Source organism: Serratia sp. HNCC26DJ206, from assembly GCF_057180605.1.
This window is the reverse complement of record NZ_JBXUGP010000013.1, coordinates 1-13,130: the sequence shown is the minus strand read 5'-3', so window position 1 is coordinate 13,130 and position 13,130 is coordinate 1. Positions and strand designations below refer to the sequence as shown.

Annotated in this window: 8 protein-coding genes, 4 pseudogenes, 1 CRISPR repeat array and 1 other annotated feature; of the genes and pseudogenes, 5 read left to right on the top strand and 7 right to left on the bottom strand. The window is 50.7% G+C overall.

Annotated features, from left to right (window positions below):
• Window positions 1-9: 9 nt before the first annotated feature.
• The 3 genes from tssC to AC2A1E_RS10380 form a co-directional block, all read right to left on the bottom strand.
• Complete coding sequence (tssC, locus tag AC2A1E_RS10390; RefSeq protein ID WP_484383671.1) at window positions 10-1,578, bottom strand: type VI secretion system contractile sheath large subunit; 1,569 nt, start codon at window positions 1,576-1,578, stop codon at window positions 10-12.
• 27 nt (window positions 1,579-1,605) lie between these two features.
• Window positions 1,606-2,103 (bottom strand): type VI secretion system contractile sheath small subunit, encoded by a 498-nt coding sequence (tssB, locus tag AC2A1E_RS10385; protein WP_484383670.1) that lies wholly within the window; start codon window positions 2,101-2,103, stop codon window positions 1,606-1,608.
• A 780-nt stretch (window positions 2,104-2,883) separates the two neighbouring features.
• A complete protein-coding gene (locus AC2A1E_RS10380) occupies window positions 2,884-3,510 on the bottom strand; it encodes an ECs1377 family protein (protein ID WP_484383669.1) in 627 nt (208 codons plus the stop codon).
• Window positions 3,511-3,682: 172 nt separating this feature from the next.
• Window positions 3,683-4,611: a CRISPR direct-repeat array (repeat unit 28 nt; unit sequence TTTCTAAGCTGCCTGTACGGCAGTGAAC).
• 170 nt (window positions 4,612-4,781) lie between these two features.
• Here AC2A1E_RS10380 and AC2A1E_RS10375 point away from each other — a divergent pair.
• The 3 genes from AC2A1E_RS10375 (at window position 4,782) to istB (AC2A1E_RS10365) (ending at window position 7,823) form a co-directional block, all read left to right on the top strand.
• The gene (locus AC2A1E_RS10375) at window positions 4,782-6,017 is read left to right on the top strand and encodes a tyrosine-type recombinase/integrase (protein ID WP_484383668.1); all 1,236 of its coding nucleotides are present in this window, start codon (window positions 4,782-4,784) and stop codon (window positions 6,015-6,017) included.
• Window positions 6,018-6,345: 328 nt separating this feature from the next.
• Window positions 6,346-7,065, top strand: a complete 720-nt coding sequence (locus AC2A1E_RS10370; RefSeq protein WP_484383667.1) for a Mu transposase domain-containing protein — start codon at window positions 6,346-6,348, stop codon at window positions 7,063-7,065.
• 14 nt (window positions 7,066-7,079) lie between these two features.
• Entirely contained in the window at window positions 7,080-7,823 is a 744-nt protein-coding gene (istB, locus tag AC2A1E_RS10365) for an IS21-like element helper ATPase IstB (RefSeq protein WP_484383666.1), read from the top strand.
• A 206-nt stretch (window positions 7,824-8,029) separates the two neighbouring features.
• On the opposite strand, the gene AC2A1E_RS10360 is transcribed toward istB (AC2A1E_RS10365), so the two are convergent.
• The 3 genes and pseudogenes from AC2A1E_RS10360 to AC2A1E_RS10350 all read right to left on the bottom strand — a co-directional run.
• A complete protein-coding gene (locus AC2A1E_RS10360; RefSeq protein ID WP_484383665.1) occupies window positions 8,030-9,367 on the bottom strand; it encodes a sensor histidine kinase in 1,338 nt (445 codons plus the stop codon).
• 23 nt (window positions 9,368-9,390) lie between these two features.
• Window positions 9,391-10,107 (bottom strand): winged helix-turn-helix domain-containing protein, encoded by a 717-nt coding sequence (locus tag AC2A1E_RS10355; protein WP_484383664.1) that lies wholly within the window; start codon window positions 10,105-10,107, stop codon window positions 9,391-9,393.
• Between the two features lie 209 nt (window positions 10,108-10,316).
• A pseudogene (locus tag AC2A1E_RS10350) lies at window positions 10,317-10,442 on the bottom strand (IS630 family transposase); the annotation flags it as partial.
• Window positions 10,443-10,503: 61 nt separating this feature from the next.
• On the opposite strand from AC2A1E_RS10350, the pseudogene AC2A1E_RS10345 reads away from it, so the two are divergent.
• Window positions 10,504-11,147 (top strand): annotated as a pseudogene (locus AC2A1E_RS10345) (transposase); the annotation flags it as partial.
• 152 nt (window positions 11,148-11,299) lie between these two features.
• On the opposite strand, the pseudogene istB (AC2A1E_RS10340) reads toward AC2A1E_RS10345, so the two are convergent.
• Window positions 11,300-12,097 (bottom strand): annotated as a pseudogene (gene istB / locus AC2A1E_RS10340) (IS21-like element helper ATPase IstB).
• 111 nt (window positions 12,098-12,208) lie between these two features.
• On the opposite strand from istB (AC2A1E_RS10340), the pseudogene AC2A1E_RS10335 reads away from it, so the two are divergent.
• Window positions 12,209-12,963, top strand: a pseudogene (locus AC2A1E_RS10335) (IS3 family transposase); the annotation flags it as partial.
• Window positions 12,502-12,618: a sequence feature (AL1L pseudoknot), on the top strand. It overlaps the preceding pseudogene by 117 nt.
• Window positions 12,964-13,130: the final 167 nt, after the last annotated feature.

Here is a 13,130-nt window from a genome sequence, read left to right as displayed (position 1 = left end):
CGTCTCCGTTTACGCCTTCGCTTTCGGCATCTGCGACACCAGGGACAGCGCCACATCCAACCCTTCGACCTGGAAGTGCGGGATGGCATACAGCTTGACGCGGAAGAAGCCCGGGTTGTCTTCGATGTCTTCTACCGTCACCTTCGCATCACGCAGCGGGTGAGAGGCTTGCAGGTCATCGCCCGGATCGGTCATCTCGGTCACCAGGCCACGCACCCAGGTGTTGAGCTCCAGCTCCAGCAGGCGACGATCTTTGGTGGTGCCGATGTTCTCGCGCTGAATAAGCTTCAGGTAATGCGCGATACGCGACAGCAGGAAGATGTACGGCAGGCGTGAGTTGATGCGGCTGTTGGCCGTCGCGTCCGCGGTGTCATACAGCGCCGGTTTCTGCGCCGAGTTGGCGGAGAAGAAGCAGGCATAGTCGCGGTTCTTGTAGTACGACAGCGGAATAAAGCCGAGGTTGGCGAATTCAAACTCGCGAGTCTCGGGGATCATCACCTCAGACGGGATCTTCACCTGATTGCCGGTGCCCAGATCGTACAGGTGGATCGGCAGGTCCTGCACCGCGCCACCGGCCTGCGGGCCACGGATCTGCACGCACCAGCCGTTGTCGATAAAGCTTTTCACCATATTGGCGGCAAAGGCGAACGACGCGTTGGTCCACAGGTATTTATCGTGGTCCGGACCGGTGACTTCTTCCACATAGTTGAAGCTGCGCACCGGAACGGTATCCGGGCCATACGGCAGACGGCCCAGCACGCGTGGCATGGTCAGGCCGATATAACGCGCATCGTCGGTGTCACGGAAAGATTTCCACTTGATGTATTCGGCACGATCGAAGTAGTTGCCAATGTCTTTGATGGCCGCCACTTCTTCCATCGAGTTTTTGAGGAAAAACGCCGGGCCAACGGCACCGATAAATGGCATATGGGCAGAGGCCGCCACTTTGGAGAGGTTACGCAGCAATGCGACGTCCTGGGCGCTGGCATCAAACTCGTAGTTGGAAATCACTGCCCCAATCGGCTCACCGCCTGGGGTGTCGTACTCGGCAATATAGGTATGGCGATACAGGCCGCTCTGGATAATTTCCGGGCTGTCTTCAAAATCCTGACGCAGATCGTCTTTGGAGACGTCGAGCAGCTCCAGCTTCACGTTCTGGCGAAAATCGGTTTTGTTCACCAACGATTTCAGGCCACGCCACAGGGATTCCACCTTCTGGAACTCCGGGTGATGCATCACCGCATCCAGTTGGCGGCTGATTTTTTCATCCAGCGCGGCGATATGGCTGTCCAGCAGGTTCTTGTCGAGTTTTTCGACCTTCTGCGCCGACTGCTTGAGCAGGTCTAAAAAGACGCTGACGGCGGCGGTGACGCGCTCATCGGCCGAGACGTCCGCCAGGGCATCGCCGTCCTGAAAGGCCTCAATGCCGTTCAACTGGGAAACCGGGTTAAGGTTGATTTTTTCAAATAATGACGCGTAAACGCTGTGCGCCGCCGGGGCGTTTTTTTCCAGCACGGTGGTGGTAGGGCTCTGACGTTGTGCCGTTCTTTCCTGCAATGTTTCTTCCTGTCCAGACATGGGGCTTTTCCTTATCTTCCCGGGCGATTAACAGTTTTCGAGTGCCAGTATTTCCAGTTCCATCCGCAGTTCGTCGCTCAGCGCCTCATCCTTCAGGATGATTTCGAGCTCGCGGCGGAAAGTGGCGTTATCCAGCAGGTTGGATTTGAGGTCACGCAGCAGATTGCGCATGGCCAGCATGGCGCGCAGTTGCGGGATTTGACGCGCCACCTGTTCCGGCTCGAAGTCTTTCATGGCACTGAAGCTGAGGTTGACGGCGGTGTCGCTCGGGTTATCGGACAGGGTATCGGGCACGGAAAGGGCGAGCTTAGGGTTGAATTCGGCCAACACGCTGTCGAAGTTATTTTTATTGACGCCGATTTTTTCGCGCTCAGACAGCGGGCGGTATTCTTGCCCATTGCTGTAATCGCCCATCGCCAGCAGTTTGAGCGGCAGCTCGACGCTTTTCTGTGCGCCGCCGGTGTGCAGGTCGAGTTTTATGTTAACGCGCGCTTTCGGCAATTCATTTTGGTAGGAATTGGACATGGGTCTCCCTGTTCAATTAAGACAATAAAAGAACGGTCTGCCCCTGGGGGATCAATAAGAATGGCTAACCCTGCCAGACAACAACTTCCTTTTTTGCATCATCGGATGCAGACGAAAAAGAGGGTCACAAGCCAGCACATTCCTTACCGGATAATGGCAGAGCGCTGTGTAAATAAGGTTTATCTGAATACTGAGATCATTCGGATAAAAATCATCGGGGGCAGTGTAGAAACCTTGATCACATTAGTGAAACTCAGTAATGTAACTAAATATTACAAAAAAATCATCATTCGACCTCTCTCAGCATGATGATTATTAAGAATTTTCCAAGCAAGCGTCACCAACGCTTATCAGGCAAGGGGCGGTACGGAGCAGTGAGCCGATCAGCAACCGATTAACGTGTAAATAATAGGGTTGAGAAAGGCATTTATTGCCCAATGTTTTTTATAAGGACATCGGGATCAGGGGATATCATGATTTTAAAAAGCGTCTCTCACACACAAATACATTCCTTGTGTGAATGTATTCTGCTGTTTTAAGCTGAGCGTGATTTATTTCTGACGTTAACCATTCGGTGAACGCTTTTCATTTAGCGCCACGCTCAACCCAGAGCGGAGAAAACAGGCCGCATAAATTAACGTGGGGCGACCAAACTACTGCCACAAGCGTGCGTTGGGTCAGCGACGGTGTTTTCGGCGCAAATAAATACGTGTTTTCTTCAACGCCGGTAGGGTCGAAAAGGCATATAAGGAAAAGACGACAGCAATGGCAAGGCGCGTATCAGGCACAACGGTAGACCGGTACCGGGCGGAGGGTTGCGGTCAGACTGTCCAAGACCTGGACCTCAGAGGTCGCAATACGCATCCCCTTTTTTCTGAGTACCGCTATGTCGGCTGCGATCCGCTGCATACCAAACCAAAACAGGCCATCCAGCGCCGTCACCGCCAATCCGTTCTCCAGCGCCCGCTTAAGCCGCTCGCGCGGCACTTTTATTTCCCTGGCAATCTCACGGTAAGGCGCAGCGGTATCGCCTGACGCTCCTTCCCGGCGAATGCGGGTTGACAAACGGTAGTGAAACTCCTCCGGCACCTGATTTACATCAGATTTCACGCTGTAGACACAGCCAAAACGTTTGCCGTTAAAAACAACGTTTTTCTGACTAAGTGGCAATTCATCACGCAGATCGGCAATCAGTTGTGGGGCACGCACCAACAGCAGACGAAAGGGCAGCTCAAAGCTGGTGACGTAGTCCACATTCAGCAAGGCGATACGCAGACGCTCGGCACTTCCAGCCCTGATCTGACTGCATTCTTCGATGACTTCAGCCCATTGCTTCGCAATACGCGGCGTTTCATTAACGTCCGCAAAGCTGTATTTTTCAATCTGATAATTAATGCACTCGACCATGCTCGCTTCCCTCCACCTACCCACCGGTTACTTTATCAACGGCTTACGATAAGCGGAAGCCAATTTGCAGTGGGTATTGAAGTGGCGCACAGTGCCTGACACATTTCAGTCTTCCAGCAGAAAGTAACAGGAAACGAAACCCGATCCGATACAGATATTGGATATGTTGGACTTTCTAAACTGCCTGTACGGCAGTGAACTCCCATCATGGCCCCGGTAATCCACCGGCTCCTTTCTAAGCTGCCTGTACGGCAGTGAACACGGCCCCAGATTGCCGCTAGATCTCCCTAGCGTTTCTAAGCTGCCTGCACGGCAGTGAACCGCTGAAGGTATCGCGGGCAAGGTCTGATCCATTTCTAAGCTGCCTGCACAGCAGTGAACATTCACCTGAAAATCTGGCGATCTTGTTGTATTTTCTAAGCTGCCTGCACGGCAGTGAACCCATCAAAGCTCAGCAGCGTCACATTACCTTTTTTCTAAGCTGCCTGCACGGCAGTGAACTGGTTATTGCCGGTCTGGCCCGACGTCCAGTGTTTCTAAGCTGCCTGTACGGCAGTGAACCGAATAACGTTGGCCAGGCGGCGCAAGATTTCTTTCTAAGCTGCCTGTACGGCAGTGAACTGAGCGAATGGAAAAAACCGCGCCTTCAGTAATTTCTAAGCTGCCTGTACGGCAGTGAACCTGAACCGTCATTGTCTCCCCCGTTTCCTGCTTTTCTAAGCTGCCTGTACGGCAGTGAACCCGCTGACCGGCAAAGACGAAGAATTCCCGTCTTTCTAAGCTGCCTGTACGGCAGTGAACGTCACGCTGGGCGACCCTGGCGGCTAATGCATTTTCTAAGCTGCCTGTACGGCAGTGAACATCTGTTTGGCGGTGAGGACACCGGAGGCGAATTTCTAAGCTGCCTGTACGGCAGTGAACTTAGCCAAGGCATACACCGCTTTTTTATATTTTTTCTAAGCTGCCTGTACGGCAGTGAACGAAATACGGGTAAATGGTTAACTCATCGCCCATTTCTAAGCTGCCTGTACGGCAGTGAACCCTGCGCTGTCCAGTGTCCATTCACTGACATCTTTCTAAGCTGCCTGTACGGAAGCAAACATCAAGTCAACACAACTCCACTCAATTCGACCAATATTAGTTTTTAGCTTTATTTTATAAATGGTTATCGATTTTCATTGTCAACACAGTTCAACTGACGCTACCCTCTATCAACAACTATTTTGGGGCCCAAATGGGGGCCCTAAACAGCATTTCTACCCGAGGTTCTCATGTCACGACAACCTGCCAAGAGCCTGAGTGCATTGGATATCAGGAACGCCAAACCCGGTGATAAAGAGTACAAACTATATGATGGTAACGGGCTCTACCTGCTGGTTAAACCCAACGGAGCCAAATACTGGCGTATGAAGTATCGCATCTATGGCAAAGAGAAAAAGCTGGCTATTGGTGTATATCCTGAAGTTTCATTGGCACAGGCCCGTCTCGAACGGGAAAATGCCCGTAAACTGCTGGCTGAGGGCAAAGATCCCAACACGCTGAAACGAACCACTCGAATTTCTGAGAAACGGCATCATGAAGATACATTTGAAGCCATCGCCATGGAGTGGTTTAACTACAAATCACAACAATCTGGTGCCTGGGTGGCAACCCACGCTGACGATGTAAAATCGGGGCTGGTCAATGATGTCTTTCCCCATATTGGCAAAATTCCCATTCGGGATATTACGCCTAGATTATTGCTGGACGTGCTGCGTCGGATGGAAAAACGGGGGGTGTTTGTTCGCTTGCGTAAAGTACGTCAGCACTGCCACCAAATCTTTGTGTACGCCATTGCGCTTGAGCTGGTCAATTCCAATCCGGCCAGTGATTTGGCAAAGCTGCTCAAAACTCCGGTATCTGAAAACCTACCGCATCTGAAAGAAGAAGAATTGCCTGAATTTCTTCGCACGCTATCAGCCTATGAAGCCAATCCGGTATTACAGATTGCTACCAAGATACTGCTACTGACTGGAGTCCGTACCATGGAGTTACGACTGGCAGAATGGGGAGGGTTTGACTGGGAGAATACGGTGTGGATTATACCGGCAGAGAAGATGAAAATGCGACGGCCTCATCTGGTTCCGTTGTCTCGTCAGGTGGTTGCGTTATTAAAACAGCTTCAAACACTGACGGGAGGGCACCGCCTGTTATTACCTGGACGCAGTGAACCCGATAAACCTCGTGCAGAAGCGGTCATTAACCATATGCTTTATGCTTTGGGGTATAAAGGGAGGACAACCGGCCACGGCTTCCGGCATACACTAAGTACCATCTTGCATGAGAAAGGCTTTAACACCGCCTGGATTGAACTCCAGTTGGCGCATGTGGACAAGAACAGTATCCGCGGTACTTATAACCATGCTTTGTATTTGGACCAACGTCGGGAAATGATGCAGTGGTATGCTGATTACATCGATAGCCTGGAGCACGGGGAAGTCATGCAGACGCTGCCCATAACACAGTAACCGGCCACAAAAGCCAGAATATGCCAACGGCGCCAGTATCATTTCTGGCGCTGTTGGCTTTTATCGATTCACGCTTTTTTGTTATTTTTTGCCGTAAACACTGTTAGGCGAGCCCCCCCAAGGGTATTAGGCACGATAAGGGTATGACACCCAAATGGGGGGGTGTAACTGTGGCTTGCGGTACATTGATTGAATCCAGCTTATGGTCGAGGGATGCTGTAGAAAGGCAGATGAGGCAGAAAAAGCGTATCATGCATCCATAATGAATAAGACGTTGGCAGCCCTGAGTTCACGGACTAAACACTCTCCAAGAAAACCGGGGCGGTTCATGCGCCGCCAGGTGTTCCACACCTTCATGTCGCTCAATCAGGCGCTTGCCGGTCTGCTTAAAGAACTGAACGAGCGGGCGTTCCGGCTTTACCCAGGCAACCGCCGAAGCCGATTCGAGCAGTTGGACCAACCGGCGCTGATGGCACTGCCGCGTCAGCGCTATGACTACACGGAAACCGGCCGAGCGAAAGTGGGGCCGGATTATCACATCCTCTGGCGGCGGCATGCCTACTCTGTTCCCCATGTCCTGGTCGGCGCCCATATCGACCTGGAGGCCGGTGCCAAGGTGATAAGGCTCTATCACCGGGGGCAACTGGTGGCCCAGCATCCCCGCAACGTCACGGAAAGCGGCTTCAGTACCCTGACGGAACATATGCCCGAGTCTCATCAACAGCAACGCTGGAGTCCGGAACGGCTACTGGACTGGGGTGCCAACATCGGCAGCGCCACCCGCGCCGTGGTGGCGTGGCATCTGCAACAACGAAAACACCCGGAGCAGGCTTACCGCAGTTGCCTGGGCCTGCTGTCACTGGCGAGAAAATACGGAGATGGACGGCTGGAAAATGCCTGCCGTCAGGCGTTACTGCTCGAAAAGCCGCACCGGCAGGTGATCGTGAACCTGTTGGATAACCGGCGTGATGAAATACCGGCCGCGCCAGCCGAGGATGAAACCCCGAGCCAGCACGGCAACGTGCGTGGTGCCGGTTATTACCACTAACGAGGAGAATGACGATGCAAAGCGGGTTACTGGAGCAACTCCGCGCCCTGAGGTTAAGCCACCTGAGTCAGGCGCTGGAACAGCAATGGTCGCAACCGGGCACTTACCTTGACCTGAGCTTCGATGAACGTCTGGGGTTACTGCTGGACCACGAGTTGTTACAACGTGAATCAGGCAAGGTTGAGCGCTTGCGAAGGCAGGCGAAGCTGCGGTTGTCGGCAGTGCCATCAGGGCTGGACTACCGTGCGGCCCGGGGCCTTAACCGTCAGCAAATGGCGGAGCTACTGGGCGGCGGTTATCACCAGCGTTACCAGAACGTATTGATAACCGGGCCAACCGGGTGCGGAAAAACGTACGTGGCGTGCGCGCTTGGGGAACAAGCCTGCCGGCAGCATATCGCGGTGGGTTACTGGCGACTGAGCCGGCTGTTGGAGGATCTTGGGACCGGTCATGCGGACGGCAGCTATCAGAAACAGCTGTTCAAACTGTCAAAGACGCCCTTGCTGATCCTGGACGACTGGGGACTGGACAAGTTATCAGCGCGCCAATCCTCGGATCTGCTGGAAGTGATGGAAGATCGGTACGGCAATGGTAGCACGGTGATCGTCAGCCAATTACCGGTTAGCGAGTGGTACAAAATGATCAGCAATCCGACGGTAGCGGATGCGCTGATGGACAGGCTTATGCACAATGGCCATCGGGTCGAACTCAAGGGAGAGTCGATGCGAAAACTGGCGCAAACTGATCACATAGAGTAAAAACAAAGAGAGAAAAAGCGCGCGGGAAAAACGCGATCGGAATCACCGAAATCAATGGTCAGAATCACCGTAATACGCAGTGCATACACGGTAGTATAGCGAGCTACGATGCCTGAAGAAACTCATTCTCTAACAGAGTCTTAGCTCCCGTCGCAGGTGGGCTACTGTTCACCATCGAACTGCACCCTAATGCGACACAACCTAAATTACTGCTGATAATTACAAGGAACTTTAACCGTGAAACAGGCCCCCCCTAGCTCAGACGTTGACACATATACACTCCCCCGGTGTAAATAAATGATTTTATCAACAATTGTTAATCCCAAACCAAAACCTCTGATGCCCAGTTTCTTATTCCCTTTCCCTCTGTAGAAGGGTTTGAAAATATGATTTAAATCCTCAGGGGCAATGCCTTTACCGTCATCTTCAACAGAGAGAGTAAGTACATATTCAGTGCGTGTAACACTAACTTGAATTATACTCTTGGCATATTTTTTAGCATTACCCAACAGATTACTCAACACGTGGGCCATCAGATTCATATCCATATAGACCCACCCCAGGTCGCTGTCATAATTTTTTATAAATCGGATATTCTTACTTCCGATCATATCGCTGTTTATTTTTCCATCAAGCCAGGTTGAGATATATTGCTTCTGAGGCGACAGGATTTTATTATAATTCTCTACGCTGGCATAGCTCAGCGCAGTGTCAATCAGTGACTCTACATCATGAATTTCCTGATAGATGCTTTCTATTATCAACTCTTTTTCACTATGGTCCGTTGTTTCAAGATAGTTGTGCAGATGAAAGCGTATCCTGGCAATCGGCGTACGTAATTCATGAGCCATAGTGTTTGTCATCGCTCTACGCATCAGAGTTGCATCTTTAATTTTATCTGCCATATCGTCCAACGCCGTAGCAATCGGATTAAATATTGTTGATGATGCCTTACCAACTCTGGCATTCAACTCCCCTGAGCTCAGGAGCAAGGCTGTTTCACGCACATTTTTTACGTCACACCAGATAGGATTCAGCCACGTGTAACAGAAAATGGCAAGCAGTAGAGAGAGCCATATCATTCCATTAATATAAACACGATTTCGTATAGCACTGTTATTCCGTGATGTGTCGATATTTAACGCCATTATATCGAAAGAGATAACCTTATTTGTACCTTTTATTTTTTTAAACGCGAGGTCATTTTCAAATAAAATCATCTCTCCATTAAGCATTCTGGCATATTTATCTGGAGGGAGAATTTTTTGTAGATTTAATGTATTCTCTATCCTTAACGAGTAAATAGAGTATTCACCGTACTCATTGAATTTACCATCTACATCACTCCCACTATACGCGAGGTATTTTTTTTCCAATAAATCAATAGACTCACGAATGATTTCATAACGTGCTTGAGCGGTTAAAGACTCTAAAGTGCGTATCTTCACGTAATCGATAATAACATAAGCACCCGAACCAAATAGCAGGCAAAAAAGATAAAAATTAAAAAATATCAATAGTTTGGATCGGTTTTTTATCTTCATTCTTGAATACCTACGTTGCTATATTATTGCCAGCCGTTACGATTAAGCAGATACCCCTTCCCTCTGACCGTTTTTATTTTATCAGGGTGTTCGGTATTATCATCCAACTTTCGGCGCAGCCGGGATATGTGAATATCTATCGTACGATCTACCCCGTCGAAATCAATGCCTTTCAGATCCATCAATAGTTGATCGCGCGTCAGTACTTTGCCTGCATCTTTAGCCAGCAGCAGTAACAGGTCAAACTCTGCTGTTGTCATGGGAACCTCTTGCCGGTAGAGAGAAACCGTACGTGAATCTGGAGAGATCACCAACTGCCCAAGGTCTAGCACAGAGCTAGTTGCAGGCTTGCTCCTGACTTCAGCCGATTTATTAACGCGCCGTAACTGAGCCCTGATCCGTGCCAGCAAAACTCTGGGTTCAATCGGCTTAACAATGTAATCGTCAGCACCAAGCTCTAATCCCAAAACCTGGTCTAGGCTATCCCCCAATGCGGTTAGCATAATGACGGGGCCATGATAGAACTCCCTGATATCCTTGCAGACATCCATGCCACTTTTACCGGGCAGCATGATATCCAACAGTACTAAATGAGGATTATGCTGTTGGATTCGAGAAACTGCCGAATTGCCATCGTTGACCACGATCACATCAAACATATGATTAATTAGGAATTCACGAATCAATGTTGCCAAGCCTATATCATCCTCAACAAGCACGATGGTTTTCTTTTCGCCCATAATGATCCTCACGTGATTAACAGGAGAAGTGAAACTCACTATTCTGTGAAAAATTTATGATTTTATATGATTCAAAACCATATCGTTGCTGTAATTTACTGATAGTATGTGAGCATTTAAATAATTATGTATGCAGTTTTACTTTTTCGAAAGCCCAAATAATTAATTTTATTATCAGTTCTACCTCTTGCTGGCCTAAATACCTGCGCCTAATACAGCTCCACTTTTGCTAAGCCGGGTTTATTGCCCGGGAAGGGGGAGGCGGCTTTCATAAACTGACCCACATTTTTCAGCAATTGCCACATTGTCCGGCAACAGTGATTACGTGTGACTGATCTTACCCAGTAATAGTGGACACGGCACTAAGTGAGTAAACTCGTAACCCAGAGGTGACTCATGGCTAACCCATTAGCAACGAAAAACAAGCCCCGCAAACAACACACGCCAGCCTTTCGTGACGAAGCGCTTAAGCTCGCTCAGCGTATTGGCGTGGCCGCAGCCGCGCGTGAACTCGGTCTCTACGAATCGCAACTTTATACCTGGCGGAGCAAGCAACAGCAGAGCCTGTCAGCTTCCGAACGTGAGCAGGAACTTGCGACCGAGAATGCCCGGCTCAAGCGCCAACTGGCAGAACGAGATGAAAAGTTGGACATTCTCCAAAAGGCCGCGACATACTTCGCGAAACGCCTGAAATGAAGTATGTCTTTATCGAAAAACATCAGGCTGAGTTCAGCATCAAAGCCCTGTGTCGGGTGCTCCGTGTCGCCCGCAGCGGCTGGTATGCTTGGCGTCTGCGTCGACATCAGATAACCCCGCGTCAGCAGTTCCGTCTTGTCTGCGATGAGGCCGTTCGAAAGGTATTCAGTGACGCAAAACAGCGGTATGGTGCGCCGCGTCTTGCTGATGAGCCTCCAGCGTACAACGTCAAAACCATCGCAGGCAGCCTGCGTCGTCAGGGGCTGCGCGCAAAGGCCTCGCGCCGGTTCAGGCCGGTCAGTTACCGCGAGCATGGTTTGCTGGTGTCAGAAAACCTGTTGAAATAAGACTTTACCGCCTGTGGGCCAGAGCAGAAATGGTCGGGTGACATTACCTACTGTGTGCCCGGAGTTTGTAGTGGTCAACTAATTTTAGCCACACTGTCAACGCCAAGATTTATGACCGTTTTTCGCCATTTTTAATGTCCGCTATTTGATCACTTTTGTTGCCCGCTTTCCGCCATCTCATCTTCATTGATTGGCGTTGCGTTTTTAGACAGAACACCTGCTTTGCGCTTTTCTTTCAACCGATAGCTTTCTCCTTTGATATTCAGTGTCGTTGAGTGGTGCAACAGTCTATACAGGATCGCCATTGCCAACACGTTATCTCCGAACATCTCTCCCCAGTCTGCGAAGCCTTTGTTGGACGTCAGGATGATGCTCGCTTTTTCATATCGGCGGTTCAGCAACCGGAAGAACAGACTCGCTTCCTCTCTGGTCATTGGCAGATAGCCTATCTCGTCCAGGATCAACACCCGGGCATAACTCAGTTGTTGCAACTGACGCTCAAGCCGGTTCTCCTGCTTCGCTTTCATCAGCGTAGCGACCAGTCTATCCAGCGGCATGAACAGCACGCGGTGACCTGCATCTGCCGCTTTCACTCCGAGAGCAACGGCCAGATGAGTTTTACCAACACCTGGTGGCCCCAGCAGGATCACATTCTCGCAGCGCTCCACGAACGCCAGTCCCGCCAGTTATCGGACGACCTTGTGATCAATACCTGGCTGGAAGCTAAAGTCGAACTGCTCCAGCGTTTTAACCCACGGGAAGCGTGCCTGCTTCAGCCGGGATTCCATTCCGCGCTGATGTCTACCGTTCCATTCCTGCTGCAGCGCCATGCACAGGAACTCTCGGTAGTTGAGCTCTTTTTTAGCCGCCTGCTCCAGCAGGCTTTCAACGTGGTAACTCAGGTGCTCCATTTTCAGACGCCCCAACAGCGCTTCAAGCTCATGCATCACAGCAACTCCTCATAGGTACTCAGTGGGCGATGTTCCACCATGCTCACCTGCTGCCTGAACCGCACCGGGAATCTTGGAGACTAAACTCTTAGTGAAAGGAGATCCAAGATGACATCAAAATCAGCAAATCGTTATCCAGCCGAACTGCGGGAACGCGCAGTAAGAATGCTTCTGGAACAGCGCAGTGAATACAAATCTGAACACGCCGCTTTCAAGTCCATCGCCCCTAAAATTGACTGTAATCCCGACACACTCAGGGCCTGGGTCCGCCAGCATGAACGCGATTTTGGAACCAGTACCAGTGATAGCAACCTGACGACCAGTGAGCGCCAGCGTTTAAACGAACTGGAGCGTGAGGTTCGTGAACTTCGTCGCAGCAACGATATTCTGCGCCAAGCATCAGCTTATTTTGCGCAGGCGGAACTCGACCGCTACTGGAAAAGATAATGCCGTTAATAGACAGCCTGAGCGCTAAGCACGGGGTCGAGTCGGTATGCCAGGAGTTGGCTATCGCCCCATCAACATTTTACTGGCACAGGCAGCGGCTCCAGCATCCAGAAACGTGGTGTGCTCGGGATAAACGGGACGACGCACTTTGTGTAGAAATACAGCGTGTTTACGAAGTGAACAAGCAGGTCTATGGCGTGCGTAAGGTCTGGCGGCAGTTAACGCGAGAGAGTATCAAGGTGGCGAGATGCACCGTCGAACGTCTTATGAAAACGTTGGGCTTAGAAGGGGTTACCCGTGGAAAAGGAGTGAAAACAACCCACAGCGGTAAAGAACGGTGTACAACAGACGACCTGGTGCAGCGGCAGTTCGTTGCAGAACGTCCCAACCAGCTTTGGGTGGCTGATTTTACCTATGGTGTGCCCGGAGTTCAGGGCGAGCATGGATGCTTAAATGAACCACGAGTCTGTCTGGAATATTGAACCGGTAACACACGTCCGGTTCGGGGAGGAGAGGCAGGGAAATAGTCCGACTACGCCCTGCCTCTTACTCTACTCAGCACCTGGCAGGGGTTCGCTTATGT